Origin of the sequence: Kitasatospora sp. NPDC051984 (assembly GCF_044593455.1) — a bacterium.
Lineage (GTDB): Bacteria > Actinomycetota > Actinomycetes > Streptomycetales > Streptomycetaceae > Kitasatospora.
On record NZ_JBIUCB010000003.1, the window covers coordinates 353,597 to 376,672 of the forward strand.

At 72.6% G+C, this 23,076-nt stretch carries 19 protein-coding genes; 12 read left to right on the forward strand and 7 right to left on the reverse strand.

Annotation, left to right across the window (positions count from 1 at the left end; genetic code table 11):
* Positions 1 to 96: 96 nt before the first annotated feature.
* Complete coding sequence (locus ACIHEI_RS08195; RefSeq protein ID WP_073818037.1) at positions 97 to 1,254, reverse strand: LacI family DNA-binding transcriptional regulator; 1,158 nt, start codon at positions 1,252 to 1,254, stop codon at positions 97 to 99.
* A 287-nt stretch (positions 1,255 to 1,541) separates the two neighbouring features.
* On the opposite strand from ACIHEI_RS08195, the gene hisC reads away from it, so the two are divergent.
* The 11 genes from hisC (at position 1,542) to ACIHEI_RS08250 (ending at position 17,324) form a co-directional block, all read left to right on the forward strand.
* Positions 1,542 to 2,618 carry a histidinol-phosphate transaminase gene (gene hisC, locus ACIHEI_RS08200; protein ID WP_396606056.1) on the forward strand — a complete coding sequence of 359 codons (1,077 nt, stop codon included), beginning with the start codon at positions 1,542 to 1,544 and terminating at the stop codon, positions 2,616 to 2,618.
* A gap of 256 nt (positions 2,619 to 2,874) precedes the next feature.
* Positions 2,875 to 4,260, forward strand: coding sequence for an efflux RND transporter periplasmic adaptor subunit (locus ACIHEI_RS08205; protein WP_396606057.1), 1,386 nt, complete (start codon positions 2,875 to 2,877; stop codon positions 4,258 to 4,260).
* Positions 4,257 to 5,030, forward strand: a complete 774-nt coding sequence (locus tag ACIHEI_RS08210) for an ABC transporter ATP-binding protein (protein ID WP_396606058.1) — start codon at positions 4,257 to 4,259, stop codon at positions 5,028 to 5,030. Before ACIHEI_RS08205 ends, ACIHEI_RS08210 begins: the two co-directional genes overlap by 4 nt.
* On the forward strand, positions 5,027 to 6,229 hold the full coding sequence (locus ACIHEI_RS08215) for an ABC transporter permease (RefSeq protein WP_387640237.1): 1,203 nt from the start codon (positions 5,027 to 5,029) through the stop codon (positions 6,227 to 6,229). The genes ACIHEI_RS08210 and ACIHEI_RS08215 overlap by 4 nt, the downstream gene beginning before the upstream one ends.
* Before the next feature lie 13 nt (positions 6,230 to 6,242).
* On the forward strand, positions 6,243 to 6,839 hold the full coding sequence (locus ACIHEI_RS08220) for a hypothetical protein (protein WP_396606059.1): 597 nt from the start codon (positions 6,243 to 6,245) through the stop codon (positions 6,837 to 6,839).
* A gap of 151 nt (positions 6,840 to 6,990) precedes the next feature.
* On the forward strand, positions 6,991 to 7,752 hold the full coding sequence (locus ACIHEI_RS08225) for a response regulator transcription factor (protein ID WP_396606060.1): 762 nt from the start codon (positions 6,991 to 6,993) through the stop codon (positions 7,750 to 7,752).
* A gap of 1 nt (position 7,753) precedes the next feature.
* Positions 7,754 to 9,217, forward strand: a complete 1,464-nt coding sequence (locus ACIHEI_RS08230) for a sensor histidine kinase (RefSeq protein ID WP_396606061.1) — start codon at positions 7,754 to 7,756, stop codon at positions 9,215 to 9,217.
* Between the two features lie 274 nt (positions 9,218 to 9,491).
* Positions 9,492 to 11,030: a cytochrome ubiquinol oxidase subunit I gene (locus ACIHEI_RS08235; RefSeq protein ID WP_396606062.1), complete on the forward strand. Its 1,539-nt coding sequence runs from the start codon at positions 9,492 to 9,494 to the stop codon at positions 11,028 to 11,030.
* Between the two features lie 11 nt (positions 11,031 to 11,041).
* The gene (gene cydB / locus ACIHEI_RS08240) at positions 11,042 to 12,049 is read left to right on the forward strand and encodes a cytochrome d ubiquinol oxidase subunit II (RefSeq protein WP_396606063.1); all 1,008 of its coding nucleotides are present in this window, start codon (positions 11,042 to 11,044) and stop codon (positions 12,047 to 12,049) included.
* Positions 12,050 to 12,081: 32 nt separating this feature from the next.
* The gene (cydD, locus tag ACIHEI_RS08245) at positions 12,082 to 15,513 is read left to right on the forward strand and encodes a thiol reductant ABC exporter subunit CydD (protein WP_396606196.1); all 3,432 of its coding nucleotides are present in this window, start codon (positions 12,082 to 12,084) and stop codon (positions 15,511 to 15,513) included.
* A 35-nt stretch (positions 15,514 to 15,548) separates the two neighbouring features.
* Positions 15,549 to 17,324 (forward strand): GAF domain-containing sensor histidine kinase, encoded by a 1,776-nt coding sequence (locus ACIHEI_RS08250; RefSeq protein ID WP_396606064.1) that lies wholly within the window; start codon positions 15,549 to 15,551, stop codon positions 17,322 to 17,324.
* Between the two features lie 19 nt (positions 17,325 to 17,343).
* Here ACIHEI_RS08250 and ACIHEI_RS08255 read toward each other — a convergent pair whose 3' ends face one another.
* The 3 genes from ACIHEI_RS08255 to ACIHEI_RS08265 all read right to left on the reverse strand — a co-directional run bounded on the left by ACIHEI_RS08255 (position 17,344) and on the right by ACIHEI_RS08265 (position 19,646).
* A complete protein-coding gene (locus ACIHEI_RS08255) occupies positions 17,344 to 18,156 on the reverse strand; it encodes an HAD family hydrolase (RefSeq protein ID WP_387640254.1) in 813 nt (270 codons plus the stop codon).
* A 63-nt stretch (positions 18,157 to 18,219) separates the two neighbouring features.
* Positions 18,220 to 19,134: a hypothetical protein gene (locus tag ACIHEI_RS08260; RefSeq protein WP_396606065.1), complete on the reverse strand. Its 915-nt coding sequence runs from the start codon at positions 19,132 to 19,134 to the stop codon at positions 18,220 to 18,222.
* Between the two features lie 98 nt (positions 19,135 to 19,232).
* A complete protein-coding gene (locus ACIHEI_RS08265; protein ID WP_396606066.1) occupies positions 19,233 to 19,646 on the reverse strand; it encodes a DUF6153 family protein in 414 nt (137 codons plus the stop codon).
* Between the two features lie 354 nt (positions 19,647 to 20,000).
* Here ACIHEI_RS08265 and ACIHEI_RS08270 point away from each other — a divergent pair, with 354 nt between their 5' ends.
* Positions 20,001 to 20,876, forward strand: coding sequence for a LamG domain-containing protein (locus tag ACIHEI_RS08270; protein ID WP_396606067.1), 876 nt, complete (start codon positions 20,001 to 20,003; stop codon positions 20,874 to 20,876).
* A 59-nt stretch (positions 20,877 to 20,935) separates the two neighbouring features.
* Here the strand turns inward: ACIHEI_RS08270 and ACIHEI_RS08275 are convergent, their stop codons facing one another.
* The 3 genes from ACIHEI_RS08275 to ACIHEI_RS08285 form a co-directional block, all read right to left on the reverse strand.
* A complete protein-coding gene (locus tag ACIHEI_RS08275; RefSeq protein WP_396606068.1) occupies positions 20,936 to 22,003 on the reverse strand; it encodes a ParB-like protein in 1,068 nt (355 codons plus the stop codon).
* A 216-nt stretch (positions 22,004 to 22,219) separates the two neighbouring features.
* Positions 22,220 to 22,621 (reverse strand): DNA-binding protein, encoded by a 402-nt coding sequence (locus ACIHEI_RS08280; RefSeq protein ID WP_396606069.1) that lies wholly within the window; start codon positions 22,619 to 22,621, stop codon positions 22,220 to 22,222.
* Positions 22,618 to 22,866 carry a hypothetical protein gene (locus ACIHEI_RS08285; protein WP_396606070.1) on the reverse strand — a complete coding sequence of 83 codons (249 nt, stop codon included), beginning with the start codon at positions 22,864 to 22,866 and terminating at the stop codon, positions 22,618 to 22,620. Before ACIHEI_RS08285 ends, ACIHEI_RS08280 begins: the two co-directional genes overlap by 4 nt.
* Between the last annotated feature and the right edge of the window lie 210 nt (positions 22,867 to 23,076).

The following is a 23,076-nucleotide window of genomic DNA, read 5'->3' on the forward strand; positions in this document are numbered from 1 at the left end:
CGTTTTCCCGGTTGACCCGCCGGGCGGCGGGCCGGCCGCCCGGTCTGCCCCGGTCCGGGATGGTCCGGACCGCCGGCCGACGCGGGCGGCGCGCGCTCACACCTCGCCCGGCGGGCGGGGCGGACTGACCGTGGTGCGCGGGCTGCGGCGCTGCGAGGAGGCCCGCACGATCAGCTCGGTGGGCATCAGGGTGCCGGGCGGCGGGCCCGTCCCGGCGGTGCGGTAGCGCGGCGGGAACAGCCGCCCGGGGACGGAGCCCGATCCCGCGTCGACTCCTTCGATCGCGTCGATCAACAGGTTGACCACGGTGGTGCCGATCCGACGGGGCTTCAACGACAGGGTGGTGATCGGCGGTTCGGTGTTGGCGTACACGTCGGACTCCGAGCAGCACACCAGCAGCAGGTCGTCCGGCACCCGCAGTCCGTAGCGGCGGGCGGCGGCCAGCAGGTCGGTGCCGTTCGGGTCGAACAGTCCGTACACCGCGTCCGGGCGGTCCGGGCGGGCCAGCAGCCGGTCGGCGGCGACCGCCCCGGCGGCCGGGTCGTGCGCCGGGTACGCCTCGTACACCGGCTCCTGGCCGACCCGGTCGCACCAGGCGAGGTACGCCTCGGTGGACAGCCGGGTGTAGGTGTCGGTGGACGTGCCGGTGAGCAGGCCGATCCGGCGGGCGCCGGCCTCGCTCAGGTGCTCCAGGATGCCGAGCACCGCCGCCTCGTGGTCGTTGTCCACCCAGGCGGTGACCGGGCAGTTGCCCGGTTTGCCGTCGGAGACCACCGGCACGCCGGACCGGTAGAGCTCGGTGACCAGCGGGTCCTGGTCGGGCGGATCGATCACCACCGTCCCGTCGAGCGCGATGTTGCTCCACACGTCGTGCCGGGACGACGCGGGCAGCACCACCAGGGCGTAGCCGCGGCCCAGCGCGGCGCTGGTGGCGGCCCGCGCCATCTCCGCGAAGTAGGCGAACTCGGTGAAGGTGAACGGCTCTTCGCCGTACGTGGTGACGGTCAGTCCGATCAGGCCGGACCGGCCGGTGCGCAAGGTCCGGGCGGCGGCGGACGGCCGGTAGCCCAGGCGCTCGGCGACCTCGCGGACCCGGCTGCGGGTCTCGTCGGGGAGCCGGCCCTTCCCGTTGAGGGCGTCCGAGACCGTGGTGATGGAGACTCCGGCGGCCGCCGCGACGTCCCGGATGCCTGCCCGTTCCAGGCGCCGTGAGGCGGTGGCTCGGCGACCGTTCTGATTGGCTGCTGCTGTCATGGCGGACCGATCGTATGGCGCGTCACGGCGTTCTGTGACCGGATCACTACCCGGCGTCAAAGAACCGTTTCTCCATGGCCGGATCCGGGGTGCACCCTTCGACAGCTGCGGTTTTCCGCCTCCAATACCTCTGACATGTGCCAAAGGAACCCGGCAGAATGGCTGATCTGCACCCGTAACCCGGACGAGCATCTCACCCGCACGGGTGAGGGGCGGTCGGTATCGTTCACGGCACCCGACCGGGGAGTGATCGGCGCCGCCGCCGACGAAGAGAAACGGAGAACCCCGTGGTTCAGCGTGAGCACGGCCCCCGGCTGCGGCCGAGCCTGGACAGCATCCCCAGCTACAAGCCCGGGAAGCCCGCCGGCGCGGACTCCTACAAGCTCTCCTCCAACGAGAACCCCTACCCGCCGCTGCCCGGCGTGCTGGAGGCCGCGGTCGCCGCCGCCGGCGACTTCAACCGCTACCCGGACATGGGAGTCGGCGCGCTCACCGCCGAACTCGCCCAGCGCTTCGGCGTCCCCGCCGAGCACATCGCCACCGGCACCGGTTCGGTCGGCGTCGCCCAGTCCCTGGTGCTCGCCACCGCCGGCGAGGGCGACGAAGTCATGTTCGCCTGGCGCTCGTTCGAGGCCTACCCGATCATCACCCGGATCGCCGGCGCCACCCCGGTGCCCGTCCCGCTCACCGCCGACGAGGCCCACGACCTCGACGCGATGCTCGCCGCGATCACCGACCGGACCCGGCTGATCTTCGTCTGCAACCCCAACAACCCGACCGGCGCCGCCCTGCACCGCGAGGAACTGGTCCGCTTCCTGGACGCCGTCCCCGCGCACATCCTGATCGTCCTCGACGAGGCCTACCGCGAGTTCATCCGCGACGAGGACGTCCCGGACGGCATCGAGCTCTACCGCGACCGCCCCAACGTCTGCGTGCTGCGCACCTTCTCCAAGGCGTACGGCCTGGCCGGCCTGCGGGTCGGCTTCGCCGTCGGCCACGAGCAGGTCGCCGGCGCGCTGCGCAAGACCGCCGTCCCGTTCGGCGTCAGCCAGCTCGCCCAGGACGCCGCGGTCGCCTCGCTGCGCGCCGAGGACGCCCTGCTGGAGCGCGTGGAGGCGCTGGTCGCCGAGCGCGTCCGGGTCACCGCCGCGCTGCGCGGGCAGGGCTGGACGGTGGTCCCCTCCGAGGCCAACTTCGTCTGGCTGCGGCTCGGCGAGCGCACCCTCGACTTCGCCGCCGCCTGCGCCGAGGCCGGCGTGGTGGTCCGCCCGTTCCCCGGCGAGGGCGTCCGGGTCTCGATCGGCGAGACCGAGGGCAACGACCTGTTCCTGGGCGCCGCGGAGGCGTTCCGCAAGGAGCTCTGACGAAGCCGCAACGGGCGGGGCGGGCAACGCGGTTGCCCGCCCCGTCGGCATGACCGGCCGGCGCCCGGCGCGGGTGAACCGGGGACGGGACTTTGCTGGGAGGTTCCCGGGAGTCCGGTCAAGAGCTGGTGGTCCGCCGGACAACCGACGGGCAACCGGCGGGTGATGTGCGCCGACTTGTCCGGATCGCCGGTCCCAGCGGGCGCCCAGGAACCGCACAGGGCGGCGAAAGAGCGCGGGGCGATGCTTCTGCGCCATGAAGGTGCTTCCGCGACGGCGTGGTGCCGTCCTCGTCAACTCCGCGCTCGGCGTGGCCCTGCTGGGCGGGGCCGCACTGGCGTACACCACCCTGGACAGCGGGACCAGCAAGGCCGCCGCCGGCTCCAAGGTCCGGACCGCGACGGTCGCCAAGGGCGCGGTCCAGGCCACCGTGTCCGGATCGGGCACGCTGTTCTCGCCCTCCGACGCCGGTCAGGACTTCACCACCGGCGGCCGGTTGACGGCGGTGAAGGTCGCGGTCGGCGACACGGTGAAGAAGGGCCAGGTGCTCGCCACCGTCGACACCACCACCGCCCAGCAGCAGGTCGACCAGGCGCAGTCCGCGCTGACCGCGGCGCAGGCCAACCTGACCAAGGCCGAGGCCGGCGAGACGGTCACCACCACCGTCCCCGGCACCGGCTCGTCGGGCGCCGGTAACGGCGGCAACGGCGGCTCGTCCGGCCGCGGCGGCTCGGGCTCCGCGGCGGCCACCCCGCAGCCGCAGCCGAGCACCACGACCACCGTGAAGGTCGACCAGGCGCAGGTCGCGCAGGCCCAGCAGCAGGTCGACAACGCGCAGAACACCCTGACCAACGCGCAGACCGCGCTGGCCGGCACCACGCTGACCGCCACCACCGACGGCACCGTCGCCGCGGTCACCGGCAAGGTCGGCGACACCGTCTCCGGCGCCGGATCGTCGGGCTCCGGCAGCTCGTCCACCACCAAGTCCGGTGCCGGCAGCGCCAGTTCCAGCACCACCCCGACCGGATTCATCGTGCTCACCAACCCCTCCGGGATGGAGGTCACCGCGAACTTCTCCGAGCTGGACTCGCTGAAGCTGAAGAAGGGCCAGACGGCGACCGTCACCCTGAACGCGCAGTCCGACACCAAGCTCGCCGCCACCGTGCTGTCGGTCAGCTCGCTGCCCTCCAGCTCCACCAACGGCGCCGTGCAGTACGGCGCGACGCTCCAGATCACCGGCGACACCGCCGCGCTGCGCACCGGGCTGAGCGCCACCATCTCGGTGGTCACCGGCTCCGCCGACAACGCCCTGTCGGTGCCCACCGCGGCCCTCCAGGGCACCGGCTCCACCCGCACCGCGACCGTGCTGCACGACGACGGCTCCACCGAGCGCGTGCAGGTGACGGTCGGCATCGAGGGCGACAGCACCGTGCAGGTCACCGAGGGCCTCACCGAGGGCGAGAAGGTCGAGCTGACCGCCACCACCGCGGGCACCGGCAACGGCTTCCCGTCCGGCAGCTTCCCCGGCCTGAACGGCGGCTTCGGCGGTGGCGGCTACGGCGGCGGGGGCGGCGGTTCCCGAGGCGGCAACGGCGGCGGCGGCAACGGCGGCGGCAACGGCGGCGGGGGTTCGCGCGGATGAGCCCCGGCAAGCCCCCGGTGATCCAGATCCGCCGGGTCCTCAAGTCCTACGGCCACGGCGACGCCGTCGTGCACGCCCTGCGCGGCCCGCTCGGCCCGGACGGCGAACCCCTCGGCGTCGACCTGGACATCGCCGAGGGCGACTACGTGGCGGTGATGGGCTCCTCCGGCTCCGGCAAGTCCACCCTGATGAACATCCTCGGCTGCCTGGACGTCCCCACCGCCGGCCGCTACCTGCTCGACGGCACCGACGTCGGCCACCTCGACGAGGGCCGGCTCGCGCTGGTGCGCAACCGCAAGATCGGCTTCGTGTTCCAGTCGTTCAACCTGGTGCCGCGCACCACCGCCCTCGCCCAGGTCGAACTGCCGCTCGCCTACGCGGGCGTGCGGGCCGCCGAGCGGCGCCGCCGGGCGCTGGCCGCGCTCACCCTGGTCGGCCTGGCCGAGCGGGCCGGCCACAAGCCCAACCAGCTGTCCGGCGGCCAGCAGCAGCGCGTCGCGGTGGCCCGCGCCCTGGTCACCGCGCCCGCGATGCTGCTCGCCGACGAGCCCACCGGCAACCTCGACAGCCGCTCCACCGAGGAGGTGCTGGGCATCATCGACGGCCTCAACGCGCGCGGCCGCACCGTGGTGGTGATCACCCACGAGGACGAGGTGGCCCGGCACGCCAAGCGGGTGGTCCGCCTGGTCGACGGCGCGATCGTCTCCGACGTCCGGCAGGCCCCGGTCGACGGCCCGCCGCCGGCCCCGGCCGCGGAGGTGGTCGCGTGATCGCCTGGCAGATGATCCGCTTCGCGGTCGGCGGCCTGGCCGCCAACAAGGTCCGCTCCGCACTGACCATGCTCGGCGTGCTGATCGGCGTGGCCTCGGTGATCCTGCTGCTCGCGGTCGGCAACGGCTCCTCGGTCGCGGTGAAGGAGTCCATCACCTCGCTGGGCACCAACTCGCTGACCGTCTCCACCGCGGCCTCCCGCGGCTCCGCCACCGCCGCGAAGAAGCTCACCGTGGAGGACGCCAAGGCCCTCGCCTCGGCCACCGACACCCCGGCCATCAAGTCGGTCGCCCCGGTGGTCACCACCAGCGGCACCGCGCTGTACGGGAACATCTCCTACCAGCCCGGCCAGATCGTCGGCAGCTACCCGGCGTACTTCGAGACCGCCAACCAGAAGATCGCCGAGGGCGACTACTTCTCCGCCGACGACGTGCTGAACTCCCGCAAGGTCGCGGTGCTCGGCTCCACCACCGCCAAGGAGCTGTTCGCCACCGAGGACCCGATCGGCAAGAAGATCACCATCGGCGGCACCCCGTTCACCGTCACCGGCGTGCTCGCCACCAAGGGCTCCACCGGCTTCAACGACCCCGACGACGTGGTGATCGCCCCGCTGCCGACCGTGCAGAACGCGTTCACCGGCTTCGGCTCGGTCAACCAGATCCTGGTGCAGGCGTCCTCCGCCGACACCACCACCGAGGCACAGGCCGACATCACCCGGATCCTGATGGGCACCCACGCCATCAAGGACCCCACCAAGGCCGACTTCCGGATCAGCAACCAGACCTCGCTGCTGAGCGCCCGCGAATCCACCACCAAGACCTTCACGGTGCTGCTCGGCGCCGTCGCCGCGATCTCGCTACTGGTCGGCGGCATCGGCATCACCAACATCATGCTGGTCACCGTCACCGAGCGGACCAGGGAGATCGGCATCCGCAAGGCGCTCGGCGCGCCCCGCGCGGTCATCCTCGGCCAGTTCCTCGCCGAATCCACCCTGCTGTCGGTGATCGGCGCCGGCCTCGGCGTGCTCGCCGGGATCGTCGGCTCGCACTTCTCGGTGGTCGGCATCAAGCCGGTGGTGATCCCCGAATCGGTGCTCGGCGCTTTCGCCATCGCCGTCGCCATCGGCCTGTTCTTCGGCAGCTACCCCGCCAACCGGGCCGCCTCGCTGCGCCCCATCGACGCCCTCCGGCACGAGTAGAAGGAGCCCTTTCATGTCGGACGAGCAGGAGCTGCTGGCCACCGCGCCGGACGCCCGCGACATCACCGCCGAGCTGGCTGCGCCGCCGCGCCGGGGGCTCCCCTGGCCCACCCTGGCGCTGGCCGGCGGCCTGATCGCCGTGCTGTCCTTCGCCGGCGGCGTCTGGTACCAGAAGGACGACAACACCGGCGGCAACGGCACCGCCCGCGCCTCCGGAGGCCAGAACCCGGGACAGCAGAACGGTGGCCGCCGCGGCGGTCAGAACGGCCCGGGCGGTCAGAACGGCCCGGGCGGCGGCGGCTTCACCCGCGGCACCGTCAAGTCGGTGGACGGCACCACCGTCTACCTGACCGACGCCAACGGGAACACCGTGAAGATCACCACCGGCGACTCCACCAAGGTCACCACCACCAAGGAGGGCAAGGTCGGCGACCTGCAGCCCGGCCAGAACGTCACCGTGATGGGCAGCAAGGGCGCCGACGGCTCCTACAGCGCCACCCAGCTCACCGAGGGCGGCGCGGGCGGCTTCGGCGGCTTCGGCGGCCGGGGCGGCGGCGGTGGTGGCCAGGGTGGCGGAACGGCCGGTACCGGTTCGAGCACAACCGGCTGACCATCCCGTTCTTCGTCCATTTGGCGTAGCCTGCCCGGGCTAGGGTCTGTCTGACGATGCTCGGTCGGGTGCACCCGGCGGACCTCGTCCGACCGTCCCGGAAACAGCCCGGGCCGGCCATTTCGTCCCGGCCCGGGAGGCGGAGCAGATCTTGTCAGGCGCATTGCAGTCGAGCCAGCCCGGGGCGACTCCGGCGGGCGGTGAACCGTTCCTGCTGGTGGTGGACGACGAGCCCAACATCCGCGAGCTGCTGTCGGCCAGCCTGCGCTTCTCCGGCTTCCGGGTGGCCTCCGCCGCCACCGGCCAGGAGGCGCTGGACGCGATCGCCGCCGAGCGCCCCGACCTGGTGGTGCTCGACGTGATGCTGCCCGACCTGGACGGCTTCACCGTCGTCCAGCGGCTGCGCGACCAGACCCAGCGGCCGGGCAGCCCCGAGCACGTTCCGGTGCTGTTCCTGACCGCGAAGGACGGCACCGGCGACAAGGTCCAGGGCCTGGCCGTCGGCGCCGACGACTACGTCACCAAGCCGTTCAGCCTGGAGGAGCTGATCGCCCGGATCCGGGCGATCCTGCGCCGGGCCGGCGGCCCCGCCGACGACGGCCGCCTGATGGTGGCCGACCTCGTCCTGGACCCGACCGCGCACGAGGTCACCCGCGGCGGCCTCCCGGTCTCGCTCTCCCCCACCGAGTTCAAGCTGCTGCACTACCTGATGGCCAACGTCGGCCGGGTGGTCTCCAAGGCGCAGATCCTCGACCACGTGTGGGCGTACGACTTCGGCGGCGACCTGTCCATCGTCGAGTCGTACATCTCCTACCTGCGCCGCAAGCTCGACTCCGGCCCGGCGCACGGCCCCAAGCTGATCCACACGGTGCGCGGCATCGGCTACGCGCTGCGCCGCCCGCCGAACAGCTGAGATGGCCCGCTTCTCGCTGCGGGTCCGGCTGCTGGTGCTGGCGGTGCTGCTGGTCACCACCGGCCTGGTGGTCAGCGACGCCTGGGTGCTCGGCACCGTCCGCGGCCAGCTGGTGGAGCGCACCGACCAGCAGCTGGAGCGGTACGCCGAACCGCTGGCCCGGCGCGCGCCGACCCGCCAGCAGACCCCGATGTCGGTGTTCAGCCCGCAGGCGCTGAGCCGCCGCACCGGCCAGGCGCTGCCCAGCGAGTACGTGGTGCGCTACCTGGCCGGGGACGGCACCGTGCTGTCGGTGCTGCGCCAGCCGCTGACCGACTCCGAGCCGGCCCCGCAGCTGCCCGCGCTGACCTCCGCCGCGCTGGCGCGCCGGGAGGCCGAGCCGTTCACCGAGAAGGTGCCGCGCGGCGGCGAGTGGCGCTCGATGGTGCTGCCGCTGCAGCGCACCACCGCGGGCGACTTCGGCTCGCCGCGGTACGTGCAGGTCGCGGTGCCGCTGGACGACGTGCAGTCCACCATCAGCCACCTGCGCACCACCTTCTTCACCATCGGCGGCGCCGTCCTGGTGGGCCTGGCCGGCCTGGGCGCGGTCGCGGTGCGGGCCGGGCTGCGGCCGCTGCGCCAGCTGGAGGCGGGCGCGCAGCGGATAGCCGACGGAGACCTGTCGCACCGGATGCCGGAGCTGCCGGCCCGCACCGAGGTGGGCCGGCTGTCGGCGGCGCTGAACCGGATGCTGACCGACATCGAGACGGCGTTCGCCGACCGCGCCGCCTCCGAGCGCCGGATGCGCCGCTTCGTCGCCGACGCCTCGCACGAGCTGCGCACCCCGCTGGCGGGCATCCGTGGCTTCGCCGAGCTGCACCGGATGGGCGCGCTGGACGACGTCGACCGGGCGATGGACCGGATCGAGTCGGAGGCGGTGCGCCTCGGCGCCCTGGTCGAGGACCTGCTGATGCTGGCCAGGCTGGACGAGGAACGCCCGCTGAACCTGGCCCCGATGGACCTGCGCACGCTGGCCGCCGACGCCCTGCACGACCTGACCGCGCTGGACCCGGGACGCCCGGTGGCCCTGACCGGTCCGCACGGCGAGGGCGCCCCGCAGCCCGCGCCGGTGCTCGGCGACGAGGCCCGGCTGCGCCAGGTGGTGAGCAACCTGGTGGGCAACGCGGTCAAGCACACCCCGCCGGGCACCGCGGTGCGGATCGGGGTGGGCCGGGTGGACGACAGCTGCCTGCTCGAAGTCGCGGACCGGGGGCCGGGGTTGGCGGAGGAGCAGGCGGCGCTGGTGTTCGAACGCTTCTACCGGGCGGACGCGTCCCGGGTCCGCCGGGCCGGCGAGGCCGGGGGAGCGGGTCTGGGTCTGGCGATCGCCTCCGCGCTGGTGTCCGCGCACGGCGGCGAGCTGGCCCTGCGCACCGCGCCGGGCGCCGGCGCGGCCTTCAGGGTGGTCCTGCCGCACCAGGGCTGAACCGGGCTGAGGTAACGTCAGTGAGGTCGGTGTCAAGCGCCGTTCGGTACAGCGTCGGCGCCCCGCTCCGGCTTGTGGGCGGCCGAACCGGCGGCAGATCATTTGAGTTGTCGGAGAACACCCCCCCCGTGCGAATGCACTGATAAGCATCATGGATACTGCTCTTGTGAACGTGTTCACGTTCACAAGCGGACAAGCTTGGGCAGGTTCGGCGCGTTACCGTGCTAGATGTGCCTTTTTTGTTCGGTTTGCACATCCTGTGAGAGAGGGCGCAGTGGACCTAGCAGTCGCTCACGAGACCATCTCGCGATGGCAGTTCGGCATCACCACCGTCTATCACTTCCTCTTCGTCCCGCTGACGATCAGCCTGGCCTCGATCGTGGCCGGACTGCAGACCGCATGGGTGCGCACGGGCAAGGAGAAGTACTTCCACGCCACCAAGTTCTGGGGCAAGCTCTTCCTGATCAACATCGCCATGGGCGTGGTCACCGGCATCGTCCAGGAGTTCCAGTTCGGCATGAACTGGTCCGACTACTCCCGCTTCGTCGGCGACGTGTTCGGCGCCCCGCTGGCGATGGAAGCGCTGATCGCGTTCTTCTTCGAGTCCACCTTCATCGGACTGTGGATCTTCGGCTGGGACAAGCTGCCGAAGAAGATCCACCTCGCCTGCATCTGGATGGTCGCGATCGGCACCGCGCTGTCCGCGTACTTCATCCTGGCCGCCAACTCCTGGATGCAGCACCCGGTCGGCTACCGGATCGACCCCGTCACCGGCAAGGCCCAACTCACCGACATCGTCCGGGTGCTGACCCAGAACACCACCCTGGTCCAGGTCTTCCACACCCTCACCGCCGCCTTCCTCACCGGCGCCGCCTTCGTGGTCGGCATCGCCAGCTACCACCTGTGGCGCGCCAAGCGGGGCAAGGAGACCGACAAGCGCAAGACCGCCTCGATGCGCACCTCGCTGCGCGTCGGCCTGGTGCTCGCCGCGGTGGCCGGCCTCGGCACCGCGATCAGCGGCGACACCCTCGGCAAGGTGATGTTCGAGCAGCAGCCGATGAAGATGGCCGCCGCCGAAGCGCTCTGGGACACCCAGGCCCCCGCCCCGTTCTCGGTGTTCGCCGTCGGCGACGTCTCCAAGGGCCACAACTCGGTCGCCCTGGAGATCCCCGGAATACTGTCCTTCCTCGCCCACAACGACTTCTCGTCCGAAGTCCCCGGCATCAACGACACCGCCGCCGCCGAAGCCGCCCAGCACGGTGGGAACCCGACCGACTACATCCCCAACATCTTCGTCACCTACTGGGGATTCCGGCTGATGATCGGCTTCGGCATGACGTCCTTCGTCGCCGCGCTGATCGGCCTGTGGACCACCCGCCGCAAGTTCTGGCTGGCCCCCGAGCACCGCACCGGCGAGGACGAGCCGCCGAAGCTGATGCTCACCAAGAACCGGGAGATGAACGTCTTCTTCACCCGGTGGAGCTGGCGGATCGGCATCCTCACCATGGGCTTCCCGCTGATCGCCAACAGCTTCGGCTGGATCTTCACCGAGATGGGCCGCCAGCCCTGGGTGGTGTTCGGCCTGATGTTCACCCGCGACGCGGTCTCCCCCAACGTCAGCGTCGGCACCCAGGTGCTCGGCCTCACCACGCTGACCGCCCTGTACGCGATCCTCGCCGTGATCGAGGTCAAGCTGCTCGCCAAGTACGCCGCCGCCGGCCCCAACACGGACGAGAAGCCGCCCGCCAAGGACCCGACCCTGCGCGGCCCCTCGGACGAGGACTCCGACCAGCCGCTCGCCTTCGCGTACTGAGGACGGATCACATGCACCTGCACGACTTCTGGTTCATCCTGATCGCCGTCCTGTGGATCGGCTACTTCTTCCTCGAGGGGTTCGACTTCGGCATCGGCATCCTCACCCGGCTGCTGGCCCGCAACACCGCCGAACGCCGCGTCCTGATCAACACCATCGGCCCGGTCTGGGACGGCAACGAGGTGTGGCTGCTCACCGCCGGCGGCGCCACCTTCGCGGCCTTCCCCGACTGGTACGCCACCCTGTTCAGCGGCTTCTTCATCCCGCTGCTGATCATCCTGGTCTGCCTGATCGTCCGCGGCGTCTCCTTCGAGTACCGGCACCAGCGCGAGAGCGAACGCTGGCAGCGCAACTGGGAACTCGCCATCTTCTGGACCTCCCTGCTGCCCGCCTTCCTGTGGGGCGTCGCCTTCGCCAACATCGTCCGCGGCGTCGCCATCGACCAGGACAAGAACTACGTCGGCACCTTCTGGGACCTGCTCAACCCGTACGCGCTGCTCGGCGGCCTCACCACCCTGGTGCTGTTCACCTTCCACGGCGCGGTGTTCGCCGCGCTGAAGACCGCCGGCGACATCCGGCACCGGGCCCGCGTCCAGGCCACCGTGCTCGGGCTGATCACCGCGGTGCTCGCGGCGGTCTTCCTGATCTGGACCCAGGTCCACACCGGCAACGGCTGGAGCCTGGCCGCGCTGATCGTCGCCGTCCTCGCCCTGCTCGGCGCGCTCGGCGCCAACCAGGTCGGCCGCGAGGGCTGGGCCTTCGGCTTCAGCGGCGTGACCATCGCCGCCGCCGTCGGCATGCTGTTCCTGGCGCTGTTCCCCGACGTGATGCCGTCCACCCTGAACGAGGCCTGGTCGCTGACCGTCACCAACTCCTCGTCCTCGCCCTACACGCTCAAGGTGATGACCGTCGTCGCGGTGATCTTCACCCCGCTCGTGCTGCTCTACCAGGGCTGGACGTACTGGGTGTTCCGCCGCCGGATCGGCGTCCAGCACATCCCCGCCGCCGCCCACCACTGAGGAGCACACCCCTGATGGAACGCCAGCAGCGGATGCGTCCGATCGACCCCCGGCTGCTGGCCTACGCCCGCACCACCCGCGCCTTCCTCGCCGGCTCCGTACTGCTCGGCGGGGTGGGCGCGGCCCTGCTGGTCGCCCAGGCCGCGCTGATCGCCGACCTGGTGGTCCGCTCCTTCCAGCACGGCCAGTCCCCGCTGTGGGGGCCGCTGCTCGGCCTCGCCGCCGTCACCCTCGGCCGGGCACTGGTCGCCTGGCTGACCGAACTCACCGCCCACCGCTCCGTCGCCACCGTCAAGTCCACCCTGCGCCGCCGCCTGCTCGACCACGCCACCGCACTCGGCCCCGGCTACCTGACCGGCCGCCGCACCGGCGACCTCGCCACCCTCGCCACCCGCGGCGTCGACGCCCTCGACGACTACTTCGCCCGCTACCTGCCGCAACTGGCCCTCGCCGTGGTCGTCCCACTGGTCGTCCTGACCCGGATCCTCGGCGCCGACTGGGAATCCGCCGCGATCATCTGCGTCACACTGCCGCTGATCCCGCTCTTCATGATCCTCATCGGCTACGCCACCCAGGCCCGCACCGACCGCCAGTTCGCCGGCCTGTCCCGGCTCTCCCACCACTTCCTCGACGTGGTCGCCGGACTCCCCACCCTCAAGGTCTTCGGCCGGGCCAAGGCCCAGGCCACCGCGATCGGCCGGATCACCGAGGACTACCGCCGCGCCACCCTGCGCACCCTGCGCCTCGCCTTCGTCTCCTCCTTCGCGCTGGAACTGCTCTCCACCCTCTCCGTCGCCCTGGTCGCCGTCTCCATCGGCTTCCGGCTCGTCAACGGCACCCTCGACCTGGAGACCGGCCTGCTGGTGCTGGTCCTCGCCCCCGAGGTCTACCTGCCGCTGCGCCAGGTCGGCGCGCTCTACCACTCCAGCGCCGAGGGCCTGGCCGCCGCCGGGAAGATCTTCGAGGTACTGGAGACCCCGCTGCCCCAGCCCGGCCGCCGCCCCGCCCCCCAGGTCGCCGGCGCCGACATCCGGATCGAAGGACTCACCGTCCGGCACGACGGCCGCACCCAGGACGCCCTGCACGAGGTCTCGCTGGTGGTACCGGCCGGACGCACCACAGTGCTCACCGGGCCCAGCGGCGCCGGCAAGACCACCCTGGTGGGCGCCCTGCTCGGCTTCGTCCGCCCGGACGCCGGACGGATCCTGATCGGCGACCAGCCGCTCGCCGACACCGACCTGGCGAGCTGGCACGCCCAACTCGCCTGGGTCCCGCAGCACCCCCACCTGTTCGCCGGCACCGTCGCCGAGAACGTCCGCCTCGCCCGCCCCGACGCCACCGAGCCGCAGCTGCGCGCCGCGCTCGCCGCCGCCCGGGTCGACTTCGCCGACCCCGACACCCCGCTCGCCGAGAACGGCCACGGCCTCTCCGCCGGCCAGCGCCAACGCCTCGCCCTGGCCCGCGCGCTGCTCGCCGACCGGCCGCTGCTGGTGCTCGACGAACCCACCGCCCACCTCGACCCCGTCACCGAGGCCGCACTGCTGGAGACCCTCGGCTCGCTCCGCCGCACGGTGCTGCTGATCACCCACCGGCCCGCGCTGATCGCGCTCGCCGACCACCACGTGCGGCTGCCGGGCGCTCCCGTTCCGGTCGCCGCTCCGGTCGTTGCCGAGCCCGCCGTCGAGGTCGCGCCCCGGCCCGCGTACCGGGACGAGGCGGTGGACACCGCCGAACCGTCCTCCCGGGTCCCCGGGCTGTGGCTCGCCGTGCTGCTGGGCTCGCTCGCCCTCGGCTGCGCCGTCGCGCTGATGGGCACCTCCGGCTGGCTGATCTCCCGCGCCTCGCAGATGCCGCCCGTGCTGTACCTGATGGTCGCCGTCACCTCGGTCCGGGCGTTCGGCATCGGCCGCAGCGTGTTCCGCTACGCCGAGCGGCTGGTCTCGCACGACGCCGTGCTGAAGGCCCTCGGCGGCATCCGCACCGCCGTCTACCGGCGCCTGGAGCAGCTCGCCCCCGCCGGGCTCCCGCAGTTCCGGCGCGGCGACCTGCTGTCCCGGCTGGTCGCCGACGTGGACGCGGTACAGGACCACCACCTGCGCTGGCGGCTGCCCGCCGCGATCGCCGTCGTGGTGTCGCTGGGCGCCTCCGCCGCGCTCGCCGCCTTCCTGCCGCTGGCCGGCCTGGTGCTCGCCCTCGGCCTGCTGCTCGCCGGGGCCGCCGTCCCCGCGCTGGAGCGCCGGATCTCCGGCCGCACCGAACGCCGGCACGCCCCCGCCAAGGGCGAGTTGGCGACCGCCGTGCTGGACACCCTGACCGGCACCGCCGAACTGACCGTCGCCGGCGCCCTCCCGGACCGGCTGCGCGCCACCCGCGGCGCCGACGCCGCGCTGACCCGGCTGGCCGGGCGCTCCGCCGCCTCCGGGGCGGTCTCCGCGGGCCTGGTGGCGCTGGTGTCCGGACTGACGGTGGTGGCCGCCGCCGCGGTCGGCGTGCGCGGCGTCGCCTCCGGCGCGCTGCCCGGCGTCTGCCTGGCCGTCGTGGTGCTGACGCCGCTCGCCGCGTTCGAGGCCGTCGCCGGGATGCCCACCGCGGTGCGGTTCCGCGAGCGCGCCCGGGCCTCCCGGGAACGCCTCGCCGAGGTGCTGGCCTCGCCCCCGCCGGTCACCGAACCCGCCGCGCCGAAGCCCCTGCCCGTCGAACAACTGCCCATCCGCGTCAGCGACTTGACCGCCCGGTGGCCCGGCGCCCCGCGCGACGCGCTGCGCGGCGTCGACCTGGAACTGCGGCCCGGCCGCCGGGTCGTGGTGGTCGGCCCGTCCGGCTCCGGCAAGACCACGCTCGCGCACGTGCTGCTGCGGTTCGTCGAACCGTCCGGCGGCTCCGTCCGATTCGCCGACACCGTGGACACCCGCGAACTGACCGGCGAGGACGTCCGCCGGGTGATCGGCCTGTGCGCGCAGGACGCGCACGTCTTCGACAGCTCGGTGCGGGAGAACCTGCGCCTCGCCCGCCCCGACGCCGACGAGACGCAGCTGCGCGCCGCACTCGCCCGGGCCCGCCTGCTGGACTGGGTGGACGGCCTGCCCGACGGCCTCGACACCATGGTCGGCGAACACGGCGCCCGGCTCTCCGGCGGCCAGCGCCAGCGCCTCGCCCTGGCCCGCGCGCTGCTTGCCGACTTCCCCGTGCTGATCCTCGACGAGCCCGCCGAACACCTCGACGTGGCGACCGCCGACGCGCTCACCGCCGACCTGCTCGCCGCCACCGCGGGCCGCACCACCCTGCTGATCACCCACCGGCTCGCCGGCCTCGACGACGACACCGTGGACGAGGTGCTGGTGCTGGACGACGGCCGGGTGGTGGAACGCGGCCGCTGGTCGGCGCTGGCGGACCGTCCCGACGGGCGGCTGGCCGCGATGCTGGCCCGCGAACGGGACGGCGAGGCGCGCCGGGTGGCCGTCTGATCCGTCCCGCTTCGCCCGGAATGCACACTGGTGGCATGGATCAGCCGGCCGCCGAGAACGGCCCACCGCGCATTCCCGAGATCTCCTCGCTCGGGCTGGACGCCCTGGTCACCGAGGTCTCGGAACGGCTCCAGTCCGCCGCCGCCGTGGCCGACCGGATGCAGCGCCTGCTGGAGGCCGTGGTCTCGGTCGGGGCCAACCTCGACCCGCACACCACCCTGCAACGGATCGCCTCCGGCGCCGCCGAACTCGTCGACGCCCGGTACGCCGCGCTCGGCGTGGTCAACCCGCACGGCGGCGGCCTGCTGGACTTCATCCACGTCGGCGTCGACGACGAAACCGGCCGGCGGATCGGCCGGCTGCCCGCCGGGCGCGGCATCCTCGGCGCCCTGATCGACGACCCCCGGCCGCTGCGGCTGACCGACCTGACCACCGACCCGCGCTCGGTCGGCTTCCCGCCCGAACACCCGCCGATGGTGTCCTTCCTGGGCGTGCCGATCCGGGTCCGCGGCGAAGTGTTCGGCAACCTCTACCTGACCGAGAAGCAGGGCGGCGGCTCGTTCACCCCCGAGGACGAGCAGGTGGTGCTGGCACTGGCCGCCGCCGCGGGCGTCGCGATCGAGAACTCCCGGCTCTACGAGGAAGGGCGGCGCCGCGAACGCTGGATCACCGCCGCGGCGGCCGTCACCACCTCACTGCTGTCCACCGACGAGGCCCGGATCGCGCTGACCGTCGCCGCCGAACAGGTCCGCGAACTCGCCGAAGGCGCGCTCGGCATGGTCCTGCTGCCCGCCGGCGAGGGCCGGATGCGGGTCGCGTACGCCTCCGGGGAACGGGCCGACTACCTGGCCGGCGAACTGCTCCCCGAGCACGGCCTGACCCCCCGCCTGCTGTCCGGCGAAGCCGTCCACCTGGACGACCCGACAGTCGCTCCCGAGGTTGCTTCGGACAGTCAGTTCGACCGTCTGGCAAGGGAGTTCGGCCCCTCCATGGCGGTGCCGATGGTGTCCTCCCGGCGGGTCCTGGGCGCGCTCTGCGTGTGGCGCGGAGCCGGCGCCGCGCCGTTCACCCGCACCGAACGGAAACTCGCCCAGACCTTCGCCTCGCAGGCCGCGCTGGCCCTGCGGCTCGCCGAGTACCAGCTCAACCAGCAGCGCCTGGCCGTGTTCCAGGACCGCGACCGGATCGCCCGCGACCTGCACGACCTCGTCATCCAACGGCTGTTCGCCACCGGCATGATGCTGGAGACCGCCGCCCGCCGGGCCGTCGTCCCCGAGGTCCAGGAACGCATCGGAAAGGCCGTCGACGAACTCGACGCCACCATCCAGGAAGTCCGCACCACCATCTACGCCCTCCAGCACGGCGACACCGACGACGAACCCGACACCCTGCGCACCCGCGTCCTGCGCGAGGGCAGCCAGGCCGCGGCGGCACTCGGCTTCCGGCCCAGCATCACCTTCACCGGCCCCGTGGAGAGCCTGGTCGGCGAACAGGCCTCCCGCCAACTCCTCGCTGCTCTGCGGGAGATGCTCTCCAACACCGCCCGCCACGCCCGCGCCTCCCGGGTCGCCGTCGAACTCGACGCCACCGTCCACCTCGGCCCCGACGGCCGCCCCGTCGCCCCCGACAGCCCCGGCCTCCCCGGCATCCTCCTCACCGTCACCGACGACGGCATCGGCATCCCCGACGGCGGCCGCCGCTCCGGCCTCCGCAACCTCACCCGCCGGGCCGAGGCCCTCGGCGGCGACGCCTGGCACGAACCCGGCCCCCACACCAAGGGCACCCGAGTCCGCTGGACGGCCCGGCTCTGAACCTAGTGGTGACGTGGCGTCAGAGCAGGGTTTCGATGACTGCGGCGACGCCGTCCTGGTCGTTGCTCACGGTGTGGCGGGTGACGGAGGCGAGGACCAGGGGGTGGGCGTTGGCGACGGCGTAGGACTGGCCGGCCCAGGCGAGCATTTCGAGGTCGTTGGGCATGTCGCCGAAGGCGATGACCTCGGTGGCGTCGATGTCGTGCTGGGCGCACCAGCGGGCGAGGCTGCTGGCCTTGGTGACGCCGGGGGCGCTGATTTCGATCAGCGGGATGGGGCTGGAGCGGGTGACCTCGGCGAGCGGGCCGACGATGGTGCGGGCGCGGTCGAGGAACTCGTCGGGGGAGAGGTCGGGGTGCTTGCCGAGCAGCTTGAACAGGCCGTCGACGCGGCCGGAGGCGAGGAGTTCGGCGGCCGGGCCGACCGGGTGGTCGTTGTCGGACTCGCCGAAGAAGACGGTGTACTCGGCCTCCCGGGCGAAGCCGTCCGGGAACTCGAACGCGAAGGCGGTGCCGGGGAGTTCGGCGCGCAGCCGGTCGACGACGGTGAGCGTGTCGGCGCGGTTCAGCGGGCAGGTCTCCAGCAGTTCGCCGCGCCGGACGTCGACCACCGCGCCGCCGTTGGAGCAGATCGCCACGCCGTGGCCGCCGATGTGCGGGCCGAGGTGGCGCATCCAGCGCGGCGGGCGGCCGGTGACGAACACCACCTGCACGCCGGCGGCCTCGGCGGCGGCCAGCGCGGCCGCCGTCCGGGCGGAGACCGTTCCGCCGGGGCACAGCAGGGTGCCGTCGAGGTCGGTGGCGATCAGGCGGGGGCGCGGGGAGGCGGTCATCCGTCCATCTTCGCGCACTTGTGCGGGAAGCGGACCCGCCCCGGCGGGGCGGGTCCGGGGCGGTCAGGCGGCGACGTTCAGGGTGAGCGCCGCGGTGTGCAGGGTGCCGCCGGTCTGGAACTGCAGGAACAGCCGCCAGTCGCCGGGCTTCGGCAGCTCGGCGTGGAAGGACAGGGTCGGGCCGCCGCCCTGGGCCGTGACCTTGGTCTCCGGGTGGAGGTGCGCGAACGCCTGGTCGCCGGCGTGGAAGGCGGTCAGGTGCGCGTACGTCTCCAGGTAGGGCTCCAGGTCGGTGACGGGCTTGCCGTCCTTGGCGACGGTGACGGTCAACTCCCCGGCCGCGCCGGCCTTCGGGGCGCCGGCCACGGTGACGGTGTAGCCGTCGACGGTGCTGGTCGTGGCGGCGGCGGGCAGCGGTTCCGGGGTGGACTGGCCGGCGACGGCCGCGGTGCGGCTGAGCACCAGCCCGGTGCCCTTGTTGCTGCCCGCGCCGGGGACGAACGAGGCGTACATCCGCCAGTCGCCGGGCTGCAGGGCGGCCAGCGGGGCGGTCCAGGTGCCGTCGGCGGAGCGCGTCGGGTGCAGGTGCTGGAAGCCGGACAGGTCGGAGCGGATCGCGTAGAAGTGCATCTCCTTGGTCTGCTCCGGCTCGTACGCGGTCAGCACCTTGCCGTCCGGGCCGGTCACGGTGAACCGGTACTCGTTGCCGGCGAGGGTGCCGTCGAGGCGGTATTCGCCCTGTTCGGAGGCCAGCCCGTCGGTGCTGTGGGCCATGCCGGGCATGCCCGCCATGCCGTCCGGGCCGTGGCTCATGCCGGGCATGTCGCCCGACGTGTCGTGCCCGGTGGCGGAGGGCGCGGCGCCGTGGTTCATGCCGGACATCGCGTCGCTGCCGCAGGCGGTGAGGGTCAGCGCGAGGGCGGCGGCGGCCGCGGCGGTGAGCAGGGTGCGGCGGGTGGTCGTGGTGGTTCGGGTCATCGGAGTTCGCTCCAGGGTGCGCGCGCAGCGGTGGTGCGCGGTCGCGGACAGGACGCGGCGCCCGGCGGCCCCTTCTCGGGTACGGCCGGGTGGCGCCCTCACCTGCGGGCGACGCAGACCCGGATCAGCAGTTCCCGCCCACTGTCGGGCGGTGCCCGGCCGCCCTCGGCGCCGCCGGCGCGCAGCGGTCCGGCCGCGGACGGCTGCGGGTGGGTCCACGGCACGGTGGCGGACGGGCCGGCCGGCGGCAGCTGGTCGCGGGCCGGGGTGGAGACGCAGTCGACCATCGCCCCCTCGTGCGCGCCCGGCGCACGGACGGCCACCCGGCCGCCCCCGTCCATGACGTGCGCTCCCATGTGCGGGGCCGCCGCGGTCGCCGTCTCCCGGTGGCACCCGGCGGCGCTCGCCGGGCTTCCGTGCATCAGGAACAGCCCGAGCAGCAGGGCGCACAGCACCGCCCACCGGGCGACCGTCCGCCCGGCCGGGTCCGTCGCCCGCCCGGTCCGCTCCATCCGCACCACGATACCCCCTCCCCGTATACCTGCAGGGTAAGTGCGCGAGCGACCACACCCCGCTGCTGCCCCGCTCCGGTGCTGCTCGGTGCCGGCTCGGTCATGTTCTCCGCCCGCTCGCCGCGCCTGATCGGCCGCAGGTCAACTTCCTTCACCCCGGCGTCGATTCCGGTGTTCGGGGCGGAGGGACGACCGGCGTTCCGGTTCGCGTGTTCGAACCGGGCCGCCTAGAGTTCCGGCGGACAGGCAAGCGGACGGATCGGGGAGAACGTGGCGGGCAGGCGGGCGACGGGCAGTGCGGGCGCGACCAGAGAACCGGCGGCCGGGGGAGCCGAAGCGGCGTACTGGCGGGCGATGGCGGAGGCCGACGAACGGGAGGCCAGCCGCAAGCGGACCGTCCGCATCACCGCGCTGGCCACCGGCCTGGTGGCGGTCGGCGCGATGGTCGCCGTCGCCGTGATCGTCACCGATCGTGCCGACGATCCGTCAACCACCAAGGCCGCCAAGGCCGGTGTCGTCGCCTCCCCCGAAGCCAAGCAGTCCGCGAAGGCCCCCGCCGGCCAGGGCGGCTCCGGCCAGGGCGGCTCCGCCTCGGACACCGCCGGTTCGGTACCCGGGCTGAAGCTCGGCAGCGCCGCGAAGGTCGGCGCCGCCGACGGCCGCGACGGCAAGGCGCTGCAACTCACCGGCACCGGCGACGCCTACGCCGAGGCCGCCGACGCCACCGTGGACACCAGCAAGGACTTCACCGTCTCCGCCGTGGTCCGCAACGACGCCGCCAGCGCGTCGAAGGCGGCGCTGTCGCAGAACGGCGAGCAGTTCTTCTCCTTCTACCTGGGCCGCGAGGACGCCGGGGCCAACAAGAACCGCTGGGTCTTCAAGGTGCAGACCGCCAACGAGACCGGCAAGAGCGCGCTGGCGGTGTCCACCGCGACCGCCACCACCGGCCACTGGACCACCCTGACCGGCGTCTACAACGCCAAGGCCAAGAGCATCTCGCTGTACGTGGACGGCGTCCTCGCCCAGACCACCGCGGCCCCGTCGATCGTGGCCGGCACCGGCCCGCTGGAGCTCGGCCGGGCCCGCTACAAGTCGCAGTGGTCGGACGCCTGGAACGGCTCGGTCACCGGCGTCCAGGTCTGGAAGAAGGCGCTGACGGCCGACCAGGTCGCCAAGGCCGCCACCGGCAAGTCCACCGAGACCCCGGCGGCGAACCTGCTCGGCTCCTGACCGCCTTCTGACACGGAGAGGGGGCCGGCGGACATCCGCCGGCCCCCTCTCTTCGTCGCTCAGCCCAGGCCGTTGACCTTCTTGTACTCGAGCGCGTACGCCAGCTTGCCCGGCTTGGCGTCCGAGTACGGCTTGCTCAGCTTGTCGAACTCGCCCTTGTTGGCGGCCTTTCCGGCGTTCCACTGGGCCAGCGCGCCCAGGTCGGCGGCGGTGAAGCCGCTGTTGACCACGCTGCTCTTCGGCAGCGCGGCCATCGTCTGGGTGGTGCTCTTCACGGCGGCCAGGTAGCTGGTCAGGTCCGAGCGGTTCCAGCCGGACAGGTCGACCGGCTTGGTGTCGCGGAGCCAGCTGCCCCAGTAGAACTCCTGGAACGGCACCGAGTTCTGGGTGTAGCCGATGTCGCGGCCGAAGTAGAGCAGGCTGCGGTAGGTGTCGTCCTGGAAGTTGGCCAGCCCGACCGAGGTCGGCAGCTTGTTGATCTTCACCGGGTTGCCCTGCGGGTCGTTCAGGTACACCCACTTGTTGGCCTGCATCTGCGCCCAGAAGTCCTTCTGGGTCAGCGTGGACAGGTTCGCCAGCACCTTCAGCCGCACGTGCAGGTTCGCGCCGCCGTCCGGGGTCTCGTAGAAGGACGTCAGCGTGTGGTGACCGTCCGTCAGGAACGGCTCGCCGCCCGGGCCGATCACCACGGTCTTCATCGCGGCCTCGCTGTCCGCGGTCTCCCCGCCCACCGGCAGCGTGCAGGTGAACGAGGACGGGTCGTCCAGCCGGGCGTTCGGCTTCGCGGCGACCGCCTCGATGCGGCCGTCCGCCTCGCACCAGTCGCTGAACTTCTTGTTGATCGCGTCCTTGCCGAGCGTGTACCGGCCGAGCTTGTAGTACACCTCGTCGTAGCCGAGCGACGGCTGGGTCGGGTGGACGTCCCCGATCCGCACGTCCAACAGCTCCCCGGGCTTCGCGCACAGGTAACCGGCGAACGGCGTGTGCCGGTTGTCGTGCCCGCAGAACGACGGACGCTGCCCCGGCGCGCCGGGCGCGGCCACCGCGCTCGGCGCCGTCGCGGCACCACTGACCAGGGCCGCACCGACCGCCAACAGCGGTACCGCGGAAGGAACTCGGAATCGCATGACACTCCCTGCGCGCATGACTGGATGTGGCCGTGAGCGTCCCAGCGGCGGGCCAACACCCGGCAACCCCGCCGTGGCTTCCCGGAGAACGCGGATGAACGATCCCCGGCTCAGCCGCCGGGGCCGGTTCGAGCCGGCGAACTGTCAACGGGAAGAGGACGCGGGCGCGTTGGACGTTTCCTGTGCCCCGCGTCACCTGAACGTGTCAGGGCCGGTTCAGATCGAGATCAGCCGAACTTGGCCGCCGCAGAGCTGCGTCATGTCGTCAATGTCCGAGGTGAGCATCGCGACCGGCCCCGGCTGCCGCAATGCCATCTCCGCGACCGTCGCGTCGATCGCGTACTTGTGGCCATGCAGGCCGGCCTGCTTCAGCAACGTGGCAGAGGCTCTCGCAGTCTGCTCGGTGACGGGCTCGACCTTGACCCGGGAGAGCGTCCAGTTCAGCCGGGCCTCGTTCACCCGTGCGTGGGTGACCTCCACGATGGTGTTCGCGCCGACAACGAAGTCGGCTCCCATGGAGTGGAACGCCTGGAGCATCGCCAGCACGCCGCGGTCCTGCGTGATCCATGAGGACAACCCTTGCGAGTCGAGCACGACCGTCTCGAAGCGTTCGATCACGCGGCGCTCGCCGAGCCCGCGGACTCGGCGGAGCCGAAGATCCTGGCGTGAGCCTCGGCCATCTCCTCGTCGGTGAACGCCCCCTGCTCCTCCTGGTAGCGACGAAGGTCGTCCGCGAGCAGTTGGTGCCGAATCTGCCGGGCGACTGCCTCCGCGACATACCCGGAGACGTTGTCGGTGAGCTTTCTCAGCTCCTCCACCTGCTCCGTCGGAAGCGTGACGGTGATGCGCGTGGTTGCTGCCATGGGGGGAGCATACTGCGGTATGCGCCTGGATGGCCCCCGGCTCTCGGGCGATCTGACGACGGGCTCTCGCCGCATCCGAGAGGGAGCAACCCTGCGCGCAAGGCGCTTGCGGCGGTCCTGGTGAACCAGGGACTTCGCGCCACGAGCAGGGGCGGCCAGGTCGCGGTCTAGGAGACGGTGAAGGCGCAGCTGGACCCGCCACTCGGAGGC

Excerpts from the sequence above, each read along its gene's own strand:
- ACIHEI_RS08195 (WP_073818037.1), bottom strand. The coding sequence starts at position 1,254 with ATGACAGCAGCAGCCAATCAGAACGGTCGCCGAGCCACCGCCTCACGG.
- ACIHEI_RS08205 (WP_396606057.1), top strand. The coding sequence starts at position 2,875 with ATGAAGGTGCTTCCGCGACGGCGTGGTGCCGTCCTCGTCAACTCCGCG.
- ACIHEI_RS08210 (WP_396606058.1), top strand. The coding sequence starts at position 4,257 with ATGAGCCCCGGCAAGCCCCCGGTGATCCAGATCCGCCGGGTCCTCAAG.
- ACIHEI_RS08220 (WP_396606059.1), top strand. The coding sequence starts at position 6,243 with ATGTCGGACGAGCAGGAGCTGCTGGCCACCGCGCCGGACGCCCGCGAC.
- ACIHEI_RS08230 (WP_396606061.1), top strand. The coding sequence starts at position 7,754 with ATGGCCCGCTTCTCGCTGCGGGTCCGGCTGCTGGTGCTGGCGGTGCTG.
- cydB (WP_396606063.1), top strand. The coding sequence starts at position 11,042 with ATGCACCTGCACGACTTCTGGTTCATCCTGATCGCCGTCCTGTGGATC.
- cydD (WP_396606196.1), top strand. The coding sequence starts at position 12,082 with ATGCGTCCGATCGACCCCCGGCTGCTGGCCTACGCCCGCACCACCCGC.
- ACIHEI_RS08250 (WP_396606064.1), top strand. The coding sequence starts at position 15,549 with ATGGATCAGCCGGCCGCCGAGAACGGCCCACCGCGCATTCCCGAGATC.
- ACIHEI_RS08255 (WP_387640254.1), bottom strand. The coding sequence starts at position 18,156 with ATGACCGCCTCCCCGCGCCCCCGCCTGATCGCCACCGACCTCGACGGC.
- ACIHEI_RS08260 (WP_396606065.1), bottom strand. The coding sequence starts at position 19,134 with ATGACCCGAACCACCACGACCACCCGCCGCACCCTGCTCACCGCCGCG.
- ACIHEI_RS08265 (WP_396606066.1), bottom strand. The coding sequence starts at position 19,646 with ATGGAGCGGACCGGGCGGGCGACGGACCCGGCCGGGCGGACGGTCGCC.
- ACIHEI_RS08270 (WP_396606067.1), top strand. The coding sequence starts at position 20,001 with ATGGCGGAGGCCGACGAACGGGAGGCCAGCCGCAAGCGGACCGTCCGC.
- ACIHEI_RS08275 (WP_396606068.1), bottom strand. The coding sequence starts at position 22,003 with ATGCGATTCCGAGTTCCTTCCGCGGTACCGCTGTTGGCGGTCGGTGCG.
- ACIHEI_RS08285 (WP_396606070.1), bottom strand. The coding sequence starts at position 22,866 with ATGGCAGCAACCACGCGCATCACCGTCACGCTTCCGACGGAGCAGGTG.